Origin of the sequence: Chamaesiphon sp. (genome assembly GCF_041738855.1) — a bacterium.
Taxonomy (GTDB): Bacteria; Cyanobacteriota; Cyanobacteriia; order Cyanobacteriales; family Chamaesiphonaceae; genus Chamaesiphon.
This window is the reverse complement of sequence record NZ_JBGSPA010000054.1, coordinates 18984-42834: the sequence shown is the minus strand read 5'-3', so window position 1 is coordinate 42834 and position 23851 is coordinate 18984. Positions and strand designations below refer to the sequence as shown.

Annotated in this window: 24 protein-coding genes; 12 read left to right on the top strand and 12 right to left on the bottom strand. The window is 46.5% G+C overall.

What is annotated here, in order from left to right:
- Window positions 1-335: 335 nt before the first annotated feature.
- From ACEW9I_RS05930 to ACEW9I_RS05905, 6 genes are all read right to left on the bottom strand, one after another.
- Entirely contained in the window at window positions 336-710 is a 375-nt protein-coding gene (locus tag ACEW9I_RS05930) for a hypothetical protein (protein ID WP_373539434.1), read from the bottom strand.
- 209 nt (window positions 711-919) lie between these two features.
- Entirely contained in the window at window positions 920-2128 is a 1209-nt protein-coding gene (locus ACEW9I_RS05925; RefSeq protein ID WP_373539433.1) for a glycosyltransferase, read from the bottom strand.
- A 319-nt stretch (window positions 2129-2447) separates the two neighbouring features.
- The gene (locus ACEW9I_RS05920; protein ID WP_373539432.1) at window positions 2448-3170 is read right to left on the bottom strand and encodes a fasciclin domain-containing protein; all 723 of its coding nucleotides are present in this window, start codon (window positions 3168-3170) and stop codon (window positions 2448-2450) included.
- A gap of 181 nt (window positions 3171-3351) precedes the next feature.
- Window positions 3352-4542, bottom strand: coding sequence for a type IV pilus twitching motility protein PilT (locus ACEW9I_RS05915; protein WP_373539431.1), 1191 nt, complete (start codon window positions 4540-4542; stop codon window positions 3352-3354).
- 74 nt (window positions 4543-4616) lie between these two features.
- Window positions 4617-5264 (bottom strand): response regulator, encoded by a 648-nt coding sequence (locus tag ACEW9I_RS05910; RefSeq protein WP_373539430.1) that lies wholly within the window; start codon window positions 5262-5264, stop codon window positions 4617-4619.
- Between the two features lie 108 nt (window positions 5265-5372).
- The gene (locus ACEW9I_RS05905) at window positions 5373-6602 is read right to left on the bottom strand and encodes a sensor histidine kinase (RefSeq protein WP_373539429.1); all 1230 of its coding nucleotides are present in this window, start codon (window positions 6600-6602) and stop codon (window positions 5373-5375) included.
- A 182-nt stretch (window positions 6603-6784) separates the two neighbouring features.
- On the opposite strand from ACEW9I_RS05905, the gene ACEW9I_RS05900 reads away from it, so the two are divergent.
- The 4 genes from ACEW9I_RS05900 to ACEW9I_RS05885 all read left to right on the top strand — a co-directional run bounded on the left by ACEW9I_RS05900 (window position 6785) and on the right by ACEW9I_RS05885 (window position 8765).
- Window positions 6785-7201, top strand: a complete 417-nt coding sequence (locus ACEW9I_RS05900) for a hypothetical protein (protein ID WP_373539428.1) — start codon at window positions 6785-6787, stop codon at window positions 7199-7201.
- Window positions 7202-7269: 68 nt separating this feature from the next.
- The gene (locus tag ACEW9I_RS05895) at window positions 7270-7551 is read left to right on the top strand and encodes a hypothetical protein (protein ID WP_373539427.1); all 282 of its coding nucleotides are present in this window, start codon (window positions 7270-7272) and stop codon (window positions 7549-7551) included.
- 148 nt (window positions 7552-7699) lie between these two features.
- Window positions 7700-8515 carry a sterol desaturase family protein gene (locus tag ACEW9I_RS05890; protein WP_373539426.1) on the top strand — a complete coding sequence of 272 codons (816 nt, stop codon included), beginning with the start codon at window positions 7700-7702 and terminating at the stop codon, window positions 8513-8515.
- Window positions 8516-8606: 91 nt separating this feature from the next.
- Window positions 8607-8765 carry a hypothetical protein gene (locus tag ACEW9I_RS05885; RefSeq protein WP_373539425.1) on the top strand — a complete coding sequence of 53 codons (159 nt, stop codon included), beginning with the start codon at window positions 8607-8609 and terminating at the stop codon, window positions 8763-8765.
- A gap of 78 nt (window positions 8766-8843) precedes the next feature.
- On the opposite strand, the gene ACEW9I_RS05880 is transcribed toward ACEW9I_RS05885, so the two are convergent.
- A complete protein-coding gene (locus tag ACEW9I_RS05880; protein ID WP_373539424.1) occupies window positions 8844-9023 on the bottom strand; it encodes a hypothetical protein in 180 nt (59 codons plus the stop codon).
- Window positions 9024-9395: 372 nt separating this feature from the next.
- Here ACEW9I_RS05880 and ACEW9I_RS05875 point away from each other — a divergent pair, with 372 nt between their 5' ends.
- The gene (locus ACEW9I_RS05875) at window positions 9396-9917 is read left to right on the top strand and encodes an NYN domain-containing protein (RefSeq protein WP_015160319.1); all 522 of its coding nucleotides are present in this window, start codon (window positions 9396-9398) and stop codon (window positions 9915-9917) included.
- 215 nt (window positions 9918-10132) lie between these two features.
- Window positions 10133-11737, top strand: coding sequence for a 2-isopropylmalate synthase (locus ACEW9I_RS05870; protein ID WP_373539423.1), 1605 nt, complete (start codon window positions 10133-10135; stop codon window positions 11735-11737).
- A gap of 223 nt (window positions 11738-11960) precedes the next feature.
- On the opposite strand, the gene ACEW9I_RS05865 is transcribed toward ACEW9I_RS05870, so the two are convergent.
- Window positions 11961-12872 carry a histone deacetylase family protein gene (locus tag ACEW9I_RS05865; RefSeq protein ID WP_373539435.1) on the bottom strand — a complete coding sequence of 304 codons (912 nt, stop codon included), beginning with the start codon at window positions 12870-12872 and terminating at the stop codon, window positions 11961-11963.
- Window positions 12873-12968: 96 nt separating this feature from the next.
- Window positions 12969-13379, bottom strand: a complete 411-nt coding sequence (locus tag ACEW9I_RS05860) for an ATP-grasp domain-containing protein (RefSeq protein WP_373539422.1) — start codon at window positions 13377-13379, stop codon at window positions 12969-12971.
- A 140-nt stretch (window positions 13380-13519) separates the two neighbouring features.
- On the opposite strand from ACEW9I_RS05860, the gene ACEW9I_RS05855 reads away from it, so the two are divergent.
- From ACEW9I_RS05855 to ACEW9I_RS05830, 6 genes are all read left to right on the top strand, one after another.
- Window positions 13520-14596 (top strand): branched-chain amino acid ABC transporter permease, encoded by a 1077-nt coding sequence (locus ACEW9I_RS05855; protein WP_373539421.1) that lies wholly within the window; start codon window positions 13520-13522, stop codon window positions 14594-14596.
- Window positions 14597-14656: 60 nt separating this feature from the next.
- Entirely contained in the window at window positions 14657-15445 is a 789-nt protein-coding gene (locus ACEW9I_RS05850) for an ABC transporter ATP-binding protein (protein WP_373539420.1), read from the top strand.
- A 77-nt stretch (window positions 15446-15522) separates the two neighbouring features.
- Window positions 15523-16491, top strand: a complete 969-nt coding sequence (gene arsM / locus ACEW9I_RS05845) for an arsenosugar biosynthesis arsenite methyltransferase ArsM (protein WP_373539419.1) — start codon at window positions 15523-15525, stop codon at window positions 16489-16491.
- Window positions 16492-16596: 105 nt separating this feature from the next.
- Complete coding sequence (locus ACEW9I_RS05840) at window positions 16597-17151, top strand: DEP domain-containing protein (protein ID WP_373539418.1); 555 nt, start codon at window positions 16597-16599, stop codon at window positions 17149-17151.
- A gap of 11 nt (window positions 17152-17162) precedes the next feature.
- Window positions 17163-17894, top strand: coding sequence for a TVP38/TMEM64 family protein (locus tag ACEW9I_RS05835; protein WP_373539417.1), 732 nt, complete (start codon window positions 17163-17165; stop codon window positions 17892-17894).
- Between the two features lie 105 nt (window positions 17895-17999).
- The gene (locus tag ACEW9I_RS05830) at window positions 18000-19502 is read left to right on the top strand and encodes a mercuric reductase (RefSeq protein ID WP_373539416.1); all 1503 of its coding nucleotides are present in this window, start codon (window positions 18000-18002) and stop codon (window positions 19500-19502) included.
- A 38-nt stretch (window positions 19503-19540) separates the two neighbouring features.
- Here the strand turns inward: ACEW9I_RS05830 and ACEW9I_RS05825 are convergent, their stop codons facing one another.
- The 3 genes from ACEW9I_RS05825 to ACEW9I_RS05815 form a co-directional block, all read right to left on the bottom strand.
- Window positions 19541-19906: a Rieske (2Fe-2S) protein gene (locus ACEW9I_RS05825; RefSeq protein ID WP_373539415.1), complete on the bottom strand. Its 366-nt coding sequence runs from the start codon at window positions 19904-19906 to the stop codon at window positions 19541-19543.
- A gap of 95 nt (window positions 19907-20001) precedes the next feature.
- On the bottom strand, window positions 20002-20376 hold the full coding sequence (locus ACEW9I_RS05820) for a diacylglycerol kinase (RefSeq protein ID WP_373539414.1): 375 nt from the start codon (window positions 20374-20376) through the stop codon (window positions 20002-20004).
- Window positions 20377-20457: 81 nt separating this feature from the next.
- Window positions 20458-23274, bottom strand: coding sequence for a cyclic nucleotide-binding domain-containing protein (locus tag ACEW9I_RS05815; protein WP_373539413.1), 2817 nt, complete (start codon window positions 23272-23274; stop codon window positions 20458-20460).
- Window positions 23275-23851: the final 577 nt, after the last annotated feature.

The following is a 23851-nucleotide window of genomic DNA, read 5'->3' as shown; positions in this document are numbered from 1 at the left end:
AGCGGCGCATCGAACGGGAGGAAACCTCCCGTTCGATGCGCCGCTCCAGACCTCGCTGTGACAAGACAGCGATTCGATCTTGCAGTGGGGTTCCCGGAGGAGTTAGCTACATCGAAATTGTCACTGTGATGATTATCCTACTTCTGTGGACTCTTACTCTGGCTTTTGGAGATTGAATCAGCGGTGCCAAAATTGGGAAAGAATAAGTGCTGGTGTTGGTGCTGCGGAATCGAGCGCAATGTAGTCTAGCACTGCCCAAAACACAAAAAAGCTCGGATGACAATCCGAGCTAAGAATGAGATAGATGAGATGAATGGAACCCAATCGGCCGATCGCTAGGAATCAATGTCACAAGTTAGCGGGCAAGTAGCGTAAGTCGTGGTGTTGACTGGATTTGCATCACCGTGCAACCAGCTCAACCACCGGACTTCATGAGGATGAATACCTTTGGCAGTCAGAACTCCAGCTCCTACCACTACACTCAAAATATTTAACAGGATCGTACCACCAGCGACGAGTAGCACGGCACTGACAGGTAAAATCGGGTGCAATGTAATTGACAGCAACGCTCCAACAGTAGCCATCAGCACAACTAATGGGAAACCAACTACCAACAGGGTCACTGTCAGTGCAAAACACCAAATCAAGAAGCTTTTAGCGATAGCGACGTAACGGCTTTTGTGAATAGTACGATTTTGAGTTGATTGCATTTTATTGGCTCCGGCTATCTAGATGGATACTGGCTAAAACTGATGCGTTTTGGTCAATCCCATATCGGGGATCAATTTAAGCTGATGATATTAATATAAAGAACTAGTTCCTAAAAAGGTATCTCTGTTAAAAAAACTTTACATCATTATTAATCTCTCAGCGGGTAGATGTCGATCTAAATCTGCTAATGATTTTTGATGAAATTTGGCTAGGTGCGGATTTTTGGTGGTGCGGAGCTGTCGGTGCTGCGCCAGCTCAATTTGAGATTGAGCCAATAATTGCACAGGGTGACGCTGACGATCGCGATGAAGTTGGCAATGTAGCGATCGCGAATCACAAAATTATAGATCAGATTCAACAGCGTGATACTCAGCGTCAATCCCAGTAGGCAAATCAGATTAAATTTCAGAAATCGTCTGAATTTTTGCCGCCGACTAGTCTGGGTGCGGACGAGATCGGCAAATGTCCAGCGATCGTTCCACAGAAAGTTATTGATTATTGCTGACTCGCCAGCAACTAGCTTCCCTAACGCTAATGGTAAAGCGAGGGTGCTGGCATCGGTCAATAGGTAGAGCAATGACATATCCACCACCAACCCACTCAAGCCGACAGCAACAAACCGCAAAAATCGCCCACTCCGAGCCATGCGGAGTCTCAATAAATGCTGAATATACTCTAGATATTGTCGAGCGGTAACTTTACTGCTACCAGCTTGCCGTTCTTGGAACTCATAACCCACTTCCACGATCTTCCCGATATCGCCTCGCCCGATGACTTCGATCAAAATTTTGTAACCGATCGGACTCAAGACTTTTCCGGCAATCGTGGCTCGACGCAACAGAAAATAGCCACTCATCGGATCTGTCACCCGCCCGATCGTTTCGGGGAGGAGGAGCAGCCCCAATAGTTGCGCGCCCCGCGATAGACACCGCCGCAGCAAACTCCATTCGCTCACGCCACCACCTTCGACATTCCGACTGGCAATTGCCAGATCTGCGCCGGAAGCGATCGCTTCCCACAATTTGCCCAAGACTGCGGGCGGGTGCTGAAGATCCGCATCAATTACGCCCAGGATTTGCCCTGTCGCTGACTGCCAGCCTCGCACGACGGCGGTGGCGAGTCCCCGCTCGTGAGTCCGCCGCAAGACGCGGAGATGGGGATACTGGGGGTACAGATCGCGGGCTACTTCCCAAGTGCGATCGGGACTATCATCGTCAACAACGATCAACTCATAATCATTGGGGAGCGAGCGATCGAGTTCGAGCGTCAGTAGCTGGATGATTTCGGCAATATTGTGCCGTTCTTGATAAGTGGGAATAACCAGTGAGAGTAACACCTCTCGTTCGGTAATCGGGGGGAGTGGATCGATGAGTAAGTCTCCTGTCGATACAGGTAGCACTAGATGGTGTCTGAGCATGTAAGACGAATCAAATTGTCAAGATGGGCAGATAGCAATGTCAGCAAGTTAAGTTGGCTAATTTGATTACCAAAAAGCAGGAGTTTAAAGCTCCTGCTTTGAGACAGATAGCGATAAGGGAGCTAAATCCTTGCTAGGCAAAGAATCCGCCTAGCAATCTCGATCCCAACGCTGTCAACGATCGACTAGCCATCAGTTATAGCAGTCGCCACATCGGTTAAGACACTCTAGATCTGAGTCCGCGTAGGCGGACTTTGCAGCACTAGCGGCGATTTCAATCGCTGCGCTTTCCTAACCGCCTTGGCGGTTGCTATAGTACTTAGTTAGGCGGCATCAGCACGGTGTCGATCGCGTGAATTACACCATTGCTGCCTTTGACATCAGCCATAATGACATTAGCATTATTGACCATCACTTTTTTGCCGCTAATCTTGACATTCACATTACCACCTTGGACAGTAGCAACCGATCCTGACTTGAGCATGTTGGAAGTAACTGCACCAGGGACGACATGGTAGGTGAGGATTCTGGTGAGCTGCGCTTTATTTTGGGGTTTGAGGAGGTTGGCGAGAGTCGCTTTGGGTAGTTTGGTAAAAGCAGCATTCGTAGGTGCAAATACTGTAAATGGCCCCTGAGCAGATAGGGTGGGGACTAGATCTGCTGCCTTCAGCGCAGTAACTAATGTCGAGAAGTTTTTATTTCCGGCAGCGATTGAGACGATTGTTTTGCCAGCAGGTGTCATCGTGCGAGGTGTAGACATACCACCTGGTGTCGTCATCGTCCCAGGATTGCCCATCGAGCCACCAGGGGTTGTGGTCGTCCCAGGAGTACCCATTGAGTCACCAGGGGTTGTGGTCGTCCCAGGAGTACCCATCGAGCCGCCAGGGGTGGGAGCGGGGCTGGGGGTAGTCGTAGTACCAGGGCTGGTAGTTGTCCCAGTGCCACCTTGGGCATGACTGGAAATAGTCGCAAAAATGCCAGCAGAAACGATCGCGACGCCGACAGTAGCCGCGATCGATATTTGAAAAATGGATCTAGACATGGGAAGTAAACCTAGTTGAAAATAATGAACACTGATATTAGTCCATGACCTTCAATTAAGTTTTGTGTTCCCAATCGCTCGATCGAGCGATTAGTGGCGCGGAAATTGGCTGAGTTGTCGATTTACCATTCACTATCCACCATTTACCTAGATATCTAATTTGTCACTCAGCAGCAAATAACTAGATTTTCCCACGCAACATCATCGCCATTTCATTGGCTGTGGGTGAGAGTTCGAGGGCAGTTTCTTCGGTGATCCGACCTTCTTGATACAGGGCAAATAAGGATTTGTTCATGGTGATCATCCCGTCAAATTCCCCATCTGTCATCAGGGGAGCGATCTCATCATATTTACCATCCCGCACGTAGTCTTTGACAGTCTCGGTATTGATCAAAATATCGTGATAGGCGGCGCGTTTACCATCTGTAGTCCGGCACAAGCCTTGAGAGATGACGCCGACGAGCGATTCCGCCAGCGATACGCGCATTACGGCTTGTTCTTCAGGTTTGAACAGATTGAGAATCCGCTCGATCGTTTTGATCGCACTATTGGTATGCAGAGTACCGATGACTAAGTGTCCGGTTTGGGCGGCTTTGAGCGCGGTATTGACGGTTTCGCGATCGCGCATCTCTCCGACCAAGATCACATCGGGATCTTCACGCAGAGCGGCTTTGAGTGCGGTATCAAACATCAACGTATTGGCACCAACTTCCCGATGCTTGATCAGTGCGCGTTTGCTTTTATGAATAAATTCGATCGGATCTTCGATCGTGATAATATGGCGCGGCATTTCTTTGTTCATATAATCCACCATCGCCGCCATCGAGGTTGATTTGCCCGAACCTGTCGGCCCAGTGACGAGAATTAAGCCTTTATGCTGATGGCAGACATCTCGAAATACTGCGGGTAATCGCAGCTCTTCGATGGTCGCAATCTGCATCGGAATCAGTCGCATCACCATCGCATAACCATAGAGCGAGTCAAAGACATTGATCCGCACCCGTGCAAAGTCATACTGCGTGGCACCATCAAAGTCTAACTGTTCCTGAAATGCGCGAATGTCTGCCTCACTCAAGACTTCATACAGCCAAGACATAAAGGTTGGCAAATCGGTTTCGGGATAGTCGGTTGTTTCGATCTCACCCCGATTGCGAAATCTAGGTGTTTCACCAACGCCGACATGCACGTCCGAATAACCAGCCTCGAAAGCTTTCGCTACCAACTCCCCAATACTCGGCTGTCCTGACGGTAAGGGATAGGAGATAACCGGAGCCTGGGGCACAGGGGTGGCATTCGGCGGTGGTGGCGGAAAATGAGCGGAGAGACTGGGTTTGGGTGGCGGTGGTGCTGGGAATGTATGAGAATTTACCATAAATCGATCGCGCGACTAATTTTTGCCTACTTTCGCTTAGGTTGCCCAAATTTCGGCTGACAATCGACTTCGAGCTAGGAGAAATCAACAATGCCTTTTTGCAGAGCAACGATCGCCAATTGAGTCCGATCGCGCAAATCCAGTTGGCTTAAAATATTTGTAATCCGATTTTTGACCGTTTTCTCGGCGATGAAGAGTGTTGTGGCAATTTCACGATTGCTGGCACCTTGGGCAATCGATCGGACTATTGCGAGTTCTCTGGGTGTGAGCTGTTCCCAGCCATCTGCAAGGGGGGGCTGGATGGGTGGGGCTGGTGGCAGCAGTGCTTTACTTGCCAACCCAGGGCCGAGTTGGGTGTATCCTTTATGAACGAGCTGGATCGCTTGGGTCAATTCTTCAAATGGGGTATCTTTAAGCAGATAACCCGATGCGCCCGCTTGCAAGGCTTGGGCGACATATTCGCGATCGTCAAATGTGGTCAAGATGAGTACCTTTGTCTGGGGAAATCTTTGGCAGATTTCCTGAGTACCTGCGACTCCATCCATGACTGGCATCCGAATATCCATGAGCACGAGATCTGGCTGCAGAGTCTCGACGAGATCGACGGCTGCTCGTCCATTGTCCGCTTCACCAACTATTTCTAGTTCCGCAGCGGTGTTCAGCAGGGCGCGTAAACCGCGTCGGATCAAACTTTGGTCATCTACCAATACTAGCCGAATCATCTTTGATAATTAGTAATTAAGAGAATTAAATAACTTGCGTAGAAACCCAACGCTCTAGAATTGTTGGGTAGAGCGGAGCGAAACCCAACCTACGAATCTAACCTTTCGCTAATTTTTGGTTAGCACATCTGTGTCAACTGGAAAAATAGCTTGGATCTGACAGCCACCAGTGAGTGCCGTTTGAATATTTAAAATCCCACCCACTGCCAAGGTACGTTCGCGCATCCCCTGTAGTCCAAAACCGGCAGGGTTGCAGTATAGAGCGAAGCCTTTCCCATTATCCCTGACGATCGCTTGAATCTTGGTCTCAATTTGCTCGATTTCGATCGATACTTGAGTTGCAGCGGCATGTTTATAGATATTTGTCAGACTTTCTTGCACCAGACGGTAGAGTGTATAGTTGAGTTCGGCACTCAAGGATTGGGCGATCCTGTAAGTAAATGTCGGGTTAATGCCAGTAGTTCTCTGAAACTCAGTTGCCAAACTCCCGATCGCCGCATCGAGCGATCGACCTTTCAACGGCTCGGCACGTAGCAGCGTCACAGACTGGCGAACTTCCTGCAAGGCTTGCGAACCTAAATCTTTGACTTCTAACAGCAATGCTTCGGCTTCTAGCGGGTCTTTATGCAGCAAGCGTAATACCGCACCAATGTGAATATTAAACACCGTCAGTGAGTGCCCCAGCGAATCATGAATATCGCGGGCGATGCGGTTGCGTTCTTGCGCCGTGGCTAGTTCTTCGACGCGCAAAGCATACTCACACAACCGCATATTTGCCGCTGCGAGTTGTTCTTGCCCTTTGCGCTCCGCTAGAATTGCATCTACCAGTAGATGCAAGAACAAAAACACTAACCCCAGCACGATCGAAAATCCGATCCACACTGAGCCAATTTGAGATGGGGACACATGCACGAGCAGACGACCAGACCACAATCGGTAAGTTTGGGACAGTAGACAGATAACTAATGCTAGTAGAGTAATTGTCGATCGAACTTTCCCCTCCAGCACATCTTGTCCGGCTAACAAGATACAATTCCGCATCGTCAGCACCACGTACAACAGTGATGGTGAGGGGAAATCACCTACAAATGTTAGCAATAATAACAGTCCAAATTCTGCGGCTGTGTACAGCAGTTTATGACTCCATCGATCGGGCAAACACCAGCGGATCGCGGCAAATAAGATCAGCCCCAACATATTTAGCAGTGGTAAGCCGAGATCGGGATTAGAGATCGTGACCAAAATTTGAACGATCGCCGCGATCGCCAGTAATACCCATTCTAGTAACAAAAGTAGTTGAATTGGCGACGAGCGGGATTGGACTGGCGATGAGTTCATGATTTGGGGTCGGGGATTTGGGAGCGAGAACACCAAAAATTCTAACTCAAAGATACCTGATTTGTTGTATTCACAACTAGGGACAAAATCCCGAATAATGAGGGACGTTGTACTCTATTGGCGCAAGGGTAACCCCGCGTATATTGGGTACATCGAGCGATAGATAGCAAAGAGGAAATTTGATGAACAACCCCCTTACGGTAGTTAGCACTGCTAGTGCGATCGTCGCACTCGTAGTCGTGATACCAGCCATTGCCCAACCGATGGCACTGACTCAGTTATTTCCGGCACTTGTAGAAATCGAACTACAATCTTCTCAACAAGCCAGCTTGGAGCAACTCAGTCGGCAAACTTTACCAGGAGTGAAACGGCTACTCAATCCCTCACAAGCGCAACAATTTGATGCTGCACTCAAGCAAGGGAAATCTGTCCGCGTCGCATTAGTCTCACTCAATTTATCGAAATCTCAACAACTTGGATTGAGCCGTAAATTGCAGTCGATGAGATCGCAACTCACTCAGATCCTCACGCCGGAGCAACAGCAACAAGTCACCCAAAACGCGATTTATTTACAGCAGCAGACAACAACCTCGAAATAAATTTGTTTTGTTGGCTGAAGTCTCATCTCAAATTTATCCAATTCACCATCACAACTTCGGAGTTTATCATGCAGAAATCGATCTTTAACTTATCCCTGGTTATCGGATTAGTAACTCTCGGATTCACGCCAACAGCCTTTGCGGGACAAACTACCACTCGCACTGGATCGCAAGGTAACAGCCAAGTCACCAATCGTGGCTATAGTAACGGGACTCAAACTACCACTCGCACTGGACCCCAAGGTAAAACCCAAGTCACCAATCGTGGCTATGGTAACGGGACTCAAACTACCACTCGCACTGGACCCCAAGGTAAAACCCAAACTACCAATCGCTCTGTCAGTCACTAGGTTTAGGTTGACAATCTTTCCTCCCAATCTCGCTCGCATGGAAATTAGTATGGGGTGGCTAATTAACTTAGCCTCTCCATTTTGTATCTAAAAATTATTTATATTTAAGTTTTGGTTTATCAGAATTAGTAATTGAGTTGAAAATATTATGCAACATGGTTTGACTTATTTCTTTTATCCAATGCTATCGATCGCAATTGCGATCGAAATATATTTCAGTAAAGGTAGTCGCAAACAGCTTTATTCCTGGCAAGAGAGTCTCATTTCATTAGGAATTTTCTTAGTCCATCATCTGGCTCAAATTTTATTTATGTTTGTGCCCAGTGGGATGTTATTCTTTGCTTGGCAATATCGATCGTATACAGTAACGATGGATGATTGGTGGAGTATTCCTTTCCTATTTATCTCGATCGAGTTTTGTTATTATTGGTATCATCGTACCGCACACAAAGTACGATGGTTATGGGCGACTCATACCGTCCATCATTCGTCTATATATTTCAATTTATCAGCAGCCTATCGGCTAGGCTGGACGGGTTGGCTATCAGGAAATATCCTATTTTTTATGCCATTGGCCTGGTTGGGATTTCACCCGATCTTCATTGGCATTGGATTATCACTGAATTTATTATATCAATTCTGGATTCATACCGAACTAATTCCCAAACTCGGTATTTTAGAATGGGTGTTCAATACTCCGTCACACCATCGCGTTCATCATGCTGCTAATCACGAGTATATCGACCGTAATTTTGGTGGCGTACTAATCATTTTCGATCGATTGTTTGGAACATTTGCAATAGAGCAGCCCAACCAGCCGATCGTTTATGGACTGACTCATCCGCTCTGTTCTCACAACCCTTTTATTATTGCTCTATCTGAGTGGCAGCGAATCTTGAGAGATATATTTACCGCCAAAACTTGGCAGGATCGATTTCGAGCTATATTAGGCGCACCTGTTTGATGTTTTACTCACACAATCACCATCTTCGAGACATCGAGTATTGTCAAACCCATGTTGCTACATCCACCTGCCGCTCGATGTTGTACACGGCATGTCATCAGAGGAATTAGCCCAATCGAACGGTCATAATCATCATCTGAGTTTGAGCGGCGATCGCATCTTATTCGCAGCAGTCGATCTTCTAAATAAGATCGACTGCTGTATTTTGTGGATTTTTTGGCGAACGCACGGTCGAGATCTGCGGATCTAGGCAATTTATCCATAACCGACTTTGTACTACAACTCTATCTAGATAGATCTCTACCGAAAATCCAGCAATCGACTGCCATCAATGCCGACACGGTGCTAATTTATCCCGTACTGCTGGTATGAGAGTAATTGGTGCGATGGGAACGCTTGCTTGGAGATAAGCAAATTTACGGATGATTGCTGGAATAATCGAACATTCGCTCGTTTGCGAAGCCTCTCCTTTGGAGAATCGTCCGAACTTTGGTAAGATGTAACTCATATATACATTATTCTCGTAAATTATTATGCTAATTGTCAAAACTTTACAGGTAAAGTTTAGTTCGAGCTAGACTGCATGACGTTGGGTGCCTACCCACTCGATTCTTTAATGGCTGGTTGAAACGACAAGTCTCTTGTCGTATTACTATAGCCAACTTGTTAAACCCTATAATCTTTAAATTAACTATCTAAAGTTAGTAACAAAGTATATCTTTCGATATGCCTGGATCTGTGGCTGGGTAATTCTTAGCCTCAATACTGTTCTGCTAGCCTAATTCGATCTAATCGAGATCGCCAAGATGTGCGTTGGCGTAGCCTCTCCAGTGGAGAGTCGATTTACTCTAACTATAAAAATAACTAGGTAATATTTATAATGTTTTCTGCCGCCAACCGTCTCTCAATCTTTGTGGACGGCAATAATATGTTTTATGCCCAACAAAAAAATGGGTGGTTTTTCGATCCTCGGCGCGTGCTGGAGTATTTTACGAAAGAACCAGAGTTAATGCTAATTAATGCTTTTTGGTATACTGGACTCAAGGATGCTCAGGATCAACGTGGTTTTCGCGATGCACTGATTAGCCTGGGTTATACTGTTCGTACCAAGATCCTCAAGGAGTATTATGATGATACTTCTGGTCGCTATTCCCAAAAAGCGAATTTGGATATTGAAATTGTGGTCGATATGTTTAATACTGTAGATCAGTACAATCGAGTTGTGCTGTTTAGTGGTGATGGTGATTTTGAGCGGGCGATCGAATTACTGCGATCGAAGAATACGCACATCACAGTCATCTCGACAGAAGGAATGATCGCCAGAGAACTCCGAAATGTGACCGATCGCTATATCGATCTTAATGATATTCGCGAGCGGATCGAAAAAGTTGATTCCCTATAGGAGAACCAATGCCAGTGTTAGCAAAACTAAAAATAATAATTCAGGTCAGTTTACTTGAGTTACTAGTGCTTATTTAGGTGACAGAAAGATCCTATTTATCCAATCTGTCACCTTAAATAGATCGTCAAGACAGATCCCCGACTTCTGTGGAGAAGTTGGGGATCTAGCCACCAGATTAGTAACTCCTGAACATTATTATTTAGGTTTTTAACATCATGACTCAACAATCAGATACAGACCGCGTAATTATTTTTGATACGACCCTGCGCGATGGCGAACAATCTCCAGGTGCAACCCTCAACGCCGATGAAAAACTGACGATCGCCAGACAATTGGCGCGGCTGGGAGTAGATGTCATCGAAGCAGGTTTTCCCTACTCTAGTAGGGGTGATTTTGAAGCGGTACACCAGATTGCTGAGCTAGTAGGTACGCCATCGGGGCCGATTATTTGTGGGTTGGCACGCGCCAGTGAAAAAGATATCAAAGCCGCTGCTGAAGCTCTCAAACCTGCGGCAAAGCACCGGATTCATACATTTATTGCCACGTCCGATATTCACCTCGAATACAAACTCAAAAAGACCAGAAAAGAAGTATTACAAATTGCTGGCGAGATGGTCGCTTATGCCAAAACTTTCGTCGATGATGTCGAGTTTTCGCCAGAAGATGCCGGACGCAGTGAGCCAGAATTTTTGTATGAAGTATTGGAGCGGGCGATCGCATCTGGAGCCACAACAGTTAATATTCCCGACACAGTTGGTTATACAACCCCCTCTGAATTTGGAGCATTAACTAAAGGCATCAAAGAAAACGTCCCGAATATCGAGCGCGCAATTATTTCCGTTCATGGACACGACGATCTAGGATTGGCTGTCGCTAACTTTTTAGAAGCAGTGAAACATGGCGCGCGCCAACTCGAATGTACGATCAATGGCATTGGTGAACGCGCTGGAAATGCGTCCTTAGAAGAACTTGTGATGGCTCTACACGTCCGCCGTCAGTACTTCAACCCATTTTTAGGTCGTCCGGTGGATTCTATTGAGTCACTCACCAATGTCGATACCCGTCAGATCTATAAAACTTCCCGCTTGGTATCTAGTCTGACGGGAATGATCGTCCAGCCAAATAAAGCGATCGTCGGTGCCAATGCGTTTGCACACGAGTCAGGGATTCATCAGGATGGAGTATTGAAAAATAAACTCACCTATGAGATCATGGATGCTCAGTCGATCGGTTTGACTGATAATCTAATTGTGCTGGGCAAACTATCAGGGCGAAATGCCTTCCGTACTCGCTTATCAGAGCTAGGGATCGAGTTATCTGAGAACGATCTTAATAAAGCCTTCTTGAGATTTAAAGATGTTGCCGACAAGAAAAAAGAAATAACCGATCGCGATTTAGAAGCGATCGTCAATGATGAAATCAAACAAAGTCCCGAAATATTTGTACTCGATCGCGTTCAGGTGACGTGCGGCGATCGCGCTCAACCCACCGCCACTGTTACCATCAGGATGCCCAACGGCGAAGAATCGACCGATGCCGCGATCGGGACTGGCCCCGTAGATGCCATCTACAAGGCGATCAACCGTGTCATCGACGTACCGAACCAATTGATCGAATTTTCGGTGCAATCGGTCACAGCGGGCATTGATGCCATCGGAGAGGTGACGATTCGGCTCAAGTACCAGGAGTATACTTACTCCGGTTATGCCGCCAATACCGACATCATCGTTGCTTCTGCTCAAGCCTATATCAACGCCCTCAACCGTCTGTATGCTGCCAAAACCAAGCTAGAGGAAGCCGCGCAGTTGACAGTTAACTAATGAATCAGGATTAAATAAATTGCTTAGGTTGGGTAGAGCAGAGCAAAACCCAACATTTCTAGAGTGTTGGGTTTCGCTCTGCTCTACCCAACCTACAAAGCTACTAATATGTCAGTCCGCGAAGCGGCTTGCGCTCCTCGGCTTTGCCGAGGGTTTAGCAAGACAAGACAGGCGGACTTTGCATCACGAGCCACGATTTCAATCGTAGGCTGTTTAACTTGCTTCACACCGCCAAACAGCGATCGATCGTCGCGACAACTGATGCCCCCAACGAGTCAAAATCATACCCACCTTCCAACCCAAACACGATCTTCCGCGTCAATTGCAAGCAATAATCGGTAAAAATTCCAAAGTCTTCAGGCTGGAGTGAGATATTCGCCAGTGGATCGTCATGATTGGCGTCATATCCGGCACTCACGATCAAAATATCTGGACGAAACTTGGTGAAAAACGGCATCACTGCTGTTTCAAACAGCGGTTGATAGTCTGCCATCGTACTTCCCGCCGTCATGGGTAGATTTAAGATATTTTTATAGACACCTCGCTCGATCGCTTGTCCCGAGCCAGGATAGTGGGGAAATTCATGTAGCGAACAGTAGGCAAGCTGGGGATTTTGGGCTACTACAGCCTGAGTACCATTGCCATGATGGACGTCCCAGTCGAGAATACCTACCCGCTCGGCACCATTTGCCAGTGCATACGTTGCCGCGATCGCCGCATTGCTAAAAATACAAAATCCCATCCCTCCAGATGGCTCGGCATGATGCCCAGGCGGACGTGCCAACACAAATGCTGGTTCGCCACTCATGGCGATATTTACCCCATCCAGCCACGCATTGACAGCTAGTAGAGCCACCGCATAGGTGTTGGTAGAGCATGGTGTATCGGGATCGATCGATCCACCCTGCTCGGAGAGCTGTTGTACCGACTGAATATACTCGATCGGGTGGATTTGCTCGATCCAGGGTAGGGGCGATCTAAGATCGATCGCTGTTGGCTCTCGCCAATCGAGTCTATCTGCCCATTTTGCCCGTGCTAGTGCAGACTTAATCGCTGTCAATCGCGCTGGTTTTTCGGGATGAAATACACCCGTTTGATGATCTAAGAACTCGTCTGAATAGATAACTGGAAACATCATCTTTACCGAACTTGGCTACTTGAGTCTAAGTTGTTATGCTAAATTTAATTTGTCAGGAAACTCGAAGATCGGGTGCGATTGATTAATATTGGTTTAAATTGGAACTGATGCGTATCTCAGTACCTCCAATACCTGCACTGGATCGCACCCATAAATTCCCGATCCCCAGGCGGCGTTTTGCTCGACAACAGCCCAACCGCGTCCGGCAATAACGCCCACATCCAAGACTGCTGTGCGGGTGAGTGGGATGCGATCGTCTGCTAGGATCTTCTCAACGAAGAATTCCACTTCAGCTAACTCTACTTCAGAAGCTGCAAAATCTCGATCGCGTTGAAGCTCTCCATCTCTCAAATATACCGAAATCGTGCGGATCTGAGCCTGTCGCAACTCATCGGGAACCCGCCAACTTTGCAGTCGCTCGACGCTCCAGCCGAGTTGAAGTGCAGCTCTCCACAGGGATTGAGCATCTTCGGTGAAACGTGGGGTCAATATTAATGTTGGCATTGACTATTTGCAGCTCTTTCTTAGCTTGATTATTGACGATCGAATAGTTTGGGTATTATTTGGATCGTCAGCCAAAACGATCGCTCAAACAGTATTCTATAACTATCAACACCCGATCGCTAATTTATAATTTCTGCCTCATGGTCAATTATTTTGTCTTTTTGACGATATCTGCTGCTACCTACGCCCTGTTTAGTTTGGGACTAAATTTACAGTGGGGGGTGACGGGGCTGATCAATTTCGGACATGTGGCGTTTATGGCGATCGGTGCCTATGCTACCGTGTTACTTTCGCTTCAGGGTGTGCCAATTGCGATCGCGGTCTTGATTGGGGGTGGTTTAGCAGCACTGTTGGGGCTACTGATCGGTCTTTCGACATTGAGACTCCGTGAGGACTATCTGGGGATTGTGACGATTGGGGTATCAGAATTAGTCCGATTGGTGGCTAAAAATGAGGCTTGGCTGACGAAAGGTACCTTTGGGGTGCAAGGCTATCCAGTACCGTTTGATTTCAAACCTGACTATCCCACCCGCATCTTATTTATCGTGTGGCTGACGGCAATTTGTGGGGTGGCACTGTGGCAATTGTGGTTGTGGATGCGCGTGAAGATCTCGGCGCGACTGGCTGGTGGAGCGATCGCGAGTTTATTTGTGCTGACTGTGTATATCTGTGGTGCTTTATCGCTGTATACTTACGACGCGCGGGCGGGGCTGATGTTGCTGACATTGACGACACTGGCGGTAGTCTATGTCGGCTTGGAAAAGTTGGTACATTCACCGTGGGGACGAGTCTTGAAAGCGATTCGGGAGGATGAAGAAGTACCCAAAGCTCTCGGTAAGAATGTATTTTGGTACAAGCTTCAAGCCTTCATGCTCGGTGGAGCGATTGCGGGGATTTCTGGAGCATTTTATGCTTGGCAATTCAGTGTCTTTCCTGACAATTTCGAGCCACTAATTACTTTCAATGCCTGGATTATTGTGATGCTCGGTGGTGCGGGAAATAATTTGGGGACAATTGTGGGAGCGATCGTATTCTGGGGCTACAATTCGATTACCCGAGATGAGTCATTTAAGGTTGTGTTCCGCGCTCTACATCTAGATGATACTCAACAGGGCGCATTCCGAGTAATGATTATTGGATTAGTTTTGATGCTGATTATGGTGCTACGTCCCCAAGGTATCTTGGGTAATAAAGCAGAATTGACCTTGGGTAAATAATGAGTCAATTATCAATTATCAATTATCAATTATCAATTATCAATTATCAATTAATTTACTATGTCCAACCATTACATTCCGATGTCCACTCAGCCGTTACTTTCAGCACAAGGATTGTGTAAAACTTTTGGTGGTGTCAGAGCAGTTCAGCAAGCCGGAATCGAAGTAGCCACTGGGAGTATTACGGGACTAATCGGCCCGAATGGAGCAGGGAAAACAACATTCTTCAATCTATTGTCCAATTTTATTCGCGCAGATTCCGGTCAAATTGAATTAAATGGTCGCAAGATCGATCGATTACAACCCCATCAAATCGCTAGACTAGGAATGGTACGCACATTTCAAGTAGCCAAAGCTCTATCGCGAATGTCGGTGATGGAAAACATGCTCTTGGGAGCCAAGAATCCAGCAGGCGAACAAATCTGGCAAGTGCTAATGCAGCCTAAATTGGTACGATCGCAGCAGCGGGAGTATCGAGATAAAGCAATGTCGATTCTGAGTTCGGTGGGGTTGAGTGCGAAGGCAAATGACTATGCTGGCGGACTATCGGGAGGACAGCGGAAATTACTAGAAATCGGTCGTGCATTGATGGCAGATCCACAGTTAATTTTATTGGATGAGCCTGCTGCGGGGGTCAACCCGCGCTTGATTGAAGACATTTGCGGTCGTATTCTCAATTGGCGCAAACAGGGTTTGACTTTCTTGATTATCGAGCACAATATGGATGTGATTATGACATTGTGCGATCGCGTGTGGGTATTGGCAGAAGGAACCAATCTCGTCGATGGTACGCCCACAAAAGTTCAAAACGACCCCAGAGTGATCGAAGCATATTTGGGTGTAGATTAAGATTATTTGTCAAGTTATGTGCTGATTTACCGATCATCGTTCGCTCCAGATATTTTACAGGCCAAAATTATTAATTTATGGGTTATTTAGAGACTGCGGCTCAGTTCTATACTGAAGTTGCTCAAACGCCAGAAGTCGGTTTGTGTTGCGTGCAAAGCACTCCGTTACAGTTGCCTGGATTGCAGATTCCCGCGATCGTGCAGGAGATGAACTATGGCTGTGGGAGTACCGTGCATCCGACAGAATTGGTAAATGAGCCGACGGTACTATATGTGGGGGTGGGTGGGGGCTTGGAGGCTCTCCAGTTTGCTTATTTTAGTCGGCGGGTAGCAGGAGTCATCGCGATCGATCCGGTGGCGGAGATGCGGGATGCAGCGGCACGCAATCTCCAGCTAGCAGCCGAGTCCAATCCTTGGTTCGAGCCGAGTTTTGTAGAGATTCGAGCGGGTGATGCTTTCAACTTACCCGTTCCCGATGCGTCTGTAGATGTCGTCGCCCAGAATTGTCTATTTAATATCTTTGAACCTGCGGATCTCGATCGCGCCCTGACGGAAGCTTATCGGGTGCTCAAACCTGGTGGTAGACTGCAAATGAGCGATCCGATCGCCACGCGTCAGATCCCATTACACTTACAGCAAGACGAACGCTTGCGGGCGATGTGTCTATCTGGCGCGATGACTTATGAGGAATATACCCAGCGGATCGTTGCCAGCGGTTTCGGACAAATCGAAATTCGGGCGCGTCGTCCCTACCGATTATTGGATGCAGCTAGTTATCAACTCGATCGACATTTACTCTTAGAAAGTCTCGATTCGGTTGCTTTTAAAGTACCGATTCCTGAAGATGGTGCGTGTATTTTTACGGGGAAAACAGCAATCTATGCAGGTAAAGAATCTGTATTTGACGATCGAGCCGGACATATCTTACCACGCGGCATACCTGCGGCAGTCTGCGACAAAACAGCGGCGAAACTATTGGTATTACTAGCGGATGAATGTATCGTCACTCCCTCGACATGGCACTATCAGGGGGATGGGTGTTGTTAGGGAATAGGAGAGAGGAAATTATATCGTAATTACACTCTAGCTTTTGGGCATAATAAGATCGCGGCGCGCAAGTTATACACCACGATTATTTAATTGGATATGCTATTGCTAAAGGAAAGCCAGGTTCAATTTCAGGATGCGATCGATCCAGATAGCGATCGACCGATTCCCATTATCGGGATTCTTTATCAAAATCAACTCTTCAAAAAACTTAAATCCTTTCCCAAGGATAAGTTAGAGTCAGCACAGCAATTAACACGCCAATTATCGCTCGACCCCAAAGTTCTGTGCTTGATGTTGGAAGAAGCGGATAAATATACGGTTTGGTGTCAAGATGCTAAACTCAAGCCACATAACGCCACTCAAGCAAAACCCAGTAATGACTCGATCGATAAAATCGACCTCAAAGAATTGGTTCGTCAAATGCGTGATATTGGTGGGGTGAAAATTAAAGACCGTCGCTATCGGCTGACTGTCTATCCCCGTTGTATGGTGGGTAGCGAAATGACTACTTGGTTGGTGCGAAAATTCTTTCTAGATGAAGCTGATGCCATTAAGCTAGGACAACGCCTAATGGATGAAAAGCTATTGCATCATGTGACGGACAATCACCCTTTTGAAGATGGCTTCTTTTTCTACAGATTTTATTGGGATGAATAAATTAATTAATTATGAAACCTGCTGCTAGTTTGAGACAGATTATATTATTAACTTTACTAGTATCGATCGGTCTTTTCGGATTTACGATGCCCGTGTGGGCACAAGATTCAGCGATCGGTAGTGGATTTAATCCGCAATTATGGCTCAAAAATGCGCTGGAATGGATCGCAAGTTTGGGCGCAGTGGGAGCGATCGCTTTTATTGGTATTTATATTATTGCGACGATCGCTTTTTTACCTGCATTTATTTTAACCTTGGGTGCAGGTGTGTTATTTGGCGTGTGGCTGGGTAGTGTGTATGTGTTTGTGGGAGCGACATTGGGTTCGATTGCCGCATTTTTAGTCGGGCGTTATTTGGTGCGCGATTGGGTAGCCCAAAAAATTGCAAATAACGATAAATTTAGCGCGATCGATCGTGCTGTCAGTAGAGAAGGCTTGAAAATCGTCATCCTCACCCGACTATCGCCGATTTTTCCGTTCAATTTGCTCAACTATGCCTTTGGAGTGACAGGAGTTTCGCTGCGAGATTATATAATCGGGTCGGTGGGGATGATTCCTGGTACGGTGATGTTTGTCTATATCGGTTCGCTTGCTGGTAGTTTGGCAGCGATCGGCACGGATACTCAGCAGACTAATCCCACTCTCCAATGGACGATTCGGATTGTCGGGCTAATCGCGACGATCGCCGTAACTATCTATGTTAGTAAGATTGCCAAGCAAGCATTAGTACAAGAAGGTCTTTAGATAGTCGCTCGTCATCCCAAAATCCTCAGAGCGAGGGTAAGTCCTGATTTACCCCGCTCTAAAATCATTAATCCCAACCCTGCTATGACACGATCGATCGCCCCCATGGATGTTTATAATCAGCAACTGATTGCGGCTGTACATCCTCCTGACTGGACAAATCCACAACCTGCCGATCGCTACGATCTAGTGGTCATCGGTGCGGGTACGGCTGGTCTAGTCGTCGCGGCAGGTGCGGCGGGATTGGGATTGGGTCTCAAAGTTGCCCTGATCGAGCGGCATTTGATGGGTGGAGACTGCCTAAATGTGGGCTGTGTCCCCTCCAAAACGATAATTCGATCTGCGCGAACGATCGGCGAACTTTGGCAATCTCAGGAGCTGGGCATCAAGGTAGACCACTTCGAGATCGATTTTGGCAAAGTGATGGAGCGGCTGCGGCGGATTCGATCGCAAATCAGTCATGCGGATTCAGCCGCGAGATTTCGAGAGCTGGGTGTGGATGTCTTTTTGGGCGATGGACGGTTTGCCAGTGGGGAGACAGTCACCGTTGGGGACGTAGTGCTCAAGTTCAAAAAAGCAGTAATAGCCACCGGGACGCGGGCGGCGATCCCAGCGATACCAGGATTGGCGGCAGCGGGATATCTGACCAATGAGACGGTATTTTCCCTCGTCGAGCGTCCTCAGCGATTAGCGGTGATTGGCGGTGGGCCGATCGGTTGTGAGCTAGCGCAAACTTTTGGGCGACTGGGTTGCGAGGTCATTTTGCTACACAGTGGCAGTCAGATTTTAAGTAAGGAAGATCCAGCAGCAGCGGAGATTTTGCAGCAGGTATTAGTCACTGAAGGCGTGAAGCTGATTTTGGATGCGCGGGTGGAACAGGTGGTGACAACTGCGACGGGTAAAAGTATCGCTTATACTAGCCGCGATCGCACTGATACCATTATCGTTGATGAAATCCTCATCGGCGCAGGACGCACACCCAATCTCGAACAGCTCGACCTCGATCGCGCAGGTGTGGCTGCTGATGACAAGGGCGTACAGGTCAATGACTACCTTCAGACTACCAACCCCAAGATCTTCGCAGCGGGCGATGTCTGTCTCAAATGGCAGTTTACCCATGCTGCCGATGCCGCTGCCCGCATCGTTATCAAAAACGCGCTCTTCTCACCTTTGGGATTCGGGAAGAGCAGGGTAAGTAGTCTGGTGATGCCGTGGGTGACTTATACCGATCCAGAAATCGCCCATGTCGGCTGGTCGGATGAGGATGCACGGCAGGCGGGGGTAGAGTTTGACGCGATAACCATTGCGATGTCCAATGTCGATCGAGCGATAACCGATAGCCAAACTCCAGGGTTTGTCAAAATCATTCATCGGCGCGGTAGCGATGAGATTTTGGGCGCGACAATTGTTGCCAGTCATGCTGGCGATCTGATCTCCGAACTCACTACCGCAATGGTCAACAAGATCGGCTTGAGCAAGCTCAGCAGTACGATTCACCCCTATCCCACCCAAGGCGACGGCATCAAAAAAGCTGCCGATGCTTATCGCAAAACCTTGCTCACTCCCCGCACTCAAAAGCTGCTCGGAATACTCACCAAATTCTCTTGAGTGGATGGTGGATGGTGGATGGGAAGGAAGTAGATCGCTTAGAGATCGATCGAGACTTGCTCACCCTGCTCGGTAACTGCAAAAGTCTTGAGTCCCTGAGCGGCTTTGCCAATACTCAAAGCTTGATGCGACCATTCGGGTAAGGGGATGCCCACAAATGAGTCTACCCACTTGACATTCGCACCTGTGGTGAGGTCGAAACTTGCACCATGCCAGCGACATGTTACCACGCGATCGCAGACTTTGCTACTGGCTAGGGGCATTCCCAAGTGAGGGCACTTATTTTCGACGGCGTAGATTTTATCGTCAATTTTGGTCAACATCACTTTCTGGTTCTCGACTTTAACAGCTAGCAATTCACCTTCTTTGACTTGGCTAGCAGTGGCTACAGCGATAGTTGTCATAGCGTAATGATAAATGTTTGATAATTAAATTGACTATCATTAGCCTAACAGGATGTTCGGCGTAATTTTCTAAATGTCGTCTCGATCGAGCATTTCTATACAATTGCCAACAACTGGATGCCTTCAATAATCAGAATCGTTGCCCAGACAAAGATCGCGATCCCTGCGGCAGCAGCGGCGATATCTTTAATCGCGCCAATCTGCTGGTTTTGTTGCGGTTCGACAAAATCGCACAAGACTTCGATCGCACTATTAAATAGTTCGGCAAGTAACATCATGCCAGTTGCTAGTAAAATGATGCTCAGATCGACCCATCGATAAAACATTCCCGCCACAAGTAAAATCGGGAGCGACAATACTAGTTTGTAGGCAACACTAAAATCCGTGATGACGGCAAAGTTCAGTCCTTTGAGGACGACTTTTATTTTTTTAATGGGATGATAACCAGGAGTACTATATTTTCTAGCCACGGATAAACACCCCTAAATAACTAGTCATGCAATAGTTAATTTACTATTACGTTGATGCTAACAAAAATAATTGAGCTATGCCTACATGGACTGTAGCGACCCCATAAATCGCTGGAGTTGCCGACTTTCTAGTTCCAATACCCGCCGCGAAAAATCCCGATCGCGATCGAGTAAATCGTCAAAGGCATCTACTGGCACTGCTAAAATACGAGTAAAATCACCTGTAGCAACGATCGTATTCTTTGAATCGCTATGTGCCAAAACTTCTAATTCATCAAGTGTTTGCCCTAGTTGAAGTTGCTCTATTCGTACTTCTCCGTCGGGTAAATGGAAGAGAATATGTGCATTTCCTTCAATTAAGAGGAGGAGTTCGCGACAGGTGTCGCCAGCTTCGGTAATAACTTTGTTGTCGGTAAAAGTTCTGACTTCGGCACGCTCGGACAGAGCAATTAATGTCTCACTGTGCATTCGATGAAAAAAGTCGCTATTGAATAAGTACACTACTTTTTCTAGCAATGCAAATGTAGTTAAAGACGGACGCTCTTGGGAGGATGATAACAGAATTTTGACGATTTCTTGGAGTAGCGATGAGTTTTGAATGATGGAGTAGTTGCGGGCAATTGCTTGAGCGCGATCTCGATCTAGTTGTGCGATAATGTACAGACAAGCTGATTGAATTAGGGGATTGCGATCGTCTAGTAGTGGTGCCAAAGATTTTAATATATCTTCGCTAGAATAGTCGATCGCGCAAGTACTACTGAGTCCTGCTAATGGTGTTAAACTCTCCAATATTTCTGGATGGAGTCGATCGTGCCAATTTTCCGATTCCAACAGTTCTAGTAAAACTGCTGGAGCTAAATCGCCTAATTGTTTGGCTAGTGACATTGCCGAGCGATCGTCTTTTAGAGTTACTAGTATTTCTAAAATAGTGCGAATAATTAGTTCTTTTTTGTGATGAATACTACCTTGCAATAGCATCAAAACTGCTTGATATTCATGGAGAGCTGGTTGGTTGAGTCCACGATAGCAGGCGATCAGATCGGGTAATTGAGCGAGCAAAAATTCAGCTCTCCGTAGATTTCCGGCTTCAAGCGAAATTCCACTCAGAATCCACGCTTCTTCTTGCGGATCGATCGAATACTGGCGGCGCAGAGCATTAATTTCCGATGAGTTTGGATCGAGATTGCGCTCGGTACTAGTCAGATCTTGTTGACTTTGTAATAGCATCAATCGCTCTATCGATTTGCGATAACCAGTCAAGCGAATTTGATTCTCCAAACTGCGTTTGCGATCGGGATTTAGTAGCTCTGGATCTTCAATTCCTAACTCTTCTAATACCTCGCGGTGTTCGTCATCGGTAATGCCTAATTCTTGTCTAAGTTGTTCTAATACTTCCAAACTACTAGAATAATTAACGTAGCCTTCTGCTAAGGCTTCGCGCACTACTCCCTTATATGCCGTATGGCGTTTCTCTCTGGTAAATCCTGGTAGAACTTTGGCTAAAATATAGACTTCATGAGTATTGAGATCGCTCAAAGCACGACCTTCTAATAGCTGCTTCACATTGAGTTGTAATTTCTCTAGTTGCTTGCGAAACCGACTTGCTAAATTCTCGCGTGCATATAAATCCGAGCTACGATGCCAGGTTTGATAAACCCAAAGTGTACTGAGCAAAACTAAACTCAATTCATAGATATATTGCCCCCAAATAGGCATGAGTTGAACTAGGGGACGACCGCCAAAAATAAAGAAGAAATTGAAAATAATAAAAGTGCAAAGTGTAAAAATCCGATGTTTAATCACGTCAGGAGCTAGCTCGATTTGACGTTGACGATTAGCAACTTTTAACCAGTTCTCTAGCGATTTGCCCAACCGCTGCCCGATTGCCGTAGAGATGCCTAGAGTCAAGGGTACAGCAACTATTTTGGGGACATTAATCACCTGTCCAAATAGATAAAATCCTGGCTCTAATAATGATGTTAGTTGGTCGGGTTGACGCGCCCACGCCCCTGAAAAATAATAATCCCAATTACCTGCATATAGATAGTAATAACCAAAATAACCAATTACTAATCCTACATAACCATAGCGGATAAATGCTGTTTCCGGCTTGCTCAGCCTGTCCCAATACGATCGCTCCGCATCGATATCGATACAGGGATGTTGACAGGCAACACAAGCACTTTGCTCCTTACCATCGGGCAATGTCGTCCGACACATCGACTGCGTAATCGGAGTATCGCTAGTATGTGCCTTACTACCCAATAAACCGCCAGGTTCGCTATAGATCTGCTGTACCGGAGCCATCGGACAAAAGTAGTTGCACCAAGATTTCCCACCATATAAATAGCCGACTAAAATCGCCGCTCCAATCGTCGATAATAACCATAATGCTAATACCAATCGATCGGCATTGAAGAATAAAATTCGCCCGCAGAGACCTATAAATAACCAGCCAAATTGTACGTAAGGGTAATTCCGTCCCAACCATGAATCGGACTTGACTTTTGCTAGTTCATAGCGGACTTTGCCCGTATTGGAATTTTCGCGCTTAAATTGCCTTTGTTTGCCCAATGCACGGGGAATTTGCGATAGAAAGGAGAGCGGGCAAATCCGTCGCCAAGCTTCATGTCCGAATACTAGCAGGATAAAAATTGACGCAGGGACGATCGCCCCCCAAAATAGCGTAGTAGCTAGTGGATAGGGTTGTTCGACTAGACACTTGCCTTGCACTTCGATACAACTATCCGAGAGCCGTAATGGACTCCAAGGATGGCTTGGCTCTGTCAGTACAGCACTCCACGGATCGTAGAGTAACGATCCAATAATTGACAGCCAGGCGATCGTTAATATCCACCGCACCACATGCATTTGCTGCTCAGATAATTGTGAAAACATAGAAAAATATTAGCTAAATAAAGTTATATTGCCGATCTCCGTAATTTACTCATCGTCGTGAGCGTAACGGTTGTAGCGGAAATCTAGGGCGTAGTTGCGGACTCGTTCACGTAGCGTCTGCTATGCTGAATCGGACTCGGGCATTTCCATCATTTTAGATCGAGCACAGTCAGGACGGGGGATATACAATCATTGATATTTTCTATGAATATTTAATTTTTATTAAGCAATAAAAATTAAATATAAATTATTTATTGATAAAATCTATGGACACAATTCATTTTTTCATTCAAAATGATTGCAATCAACGATAAGGACACACGTGCCTAAAATCAAAGCTTTTGACCTATATATCAATCATACAGCCAGATATCTCCAAGCGCAAGCAGGAATTGTTGATTGTAACTATCAGCTTTTGCAATCGTTATTTCGATAATTGAGCGCGATCGTACATAGTTATTTTTGTAAAATGCATTGACAAACACAATGAATGCATGCGATAGTTTTTCTATCGTATTAAAACAAATCATTGATTTTATCGATTTTAAAATCTTCTCAATTTCAGCTACCCACTTAA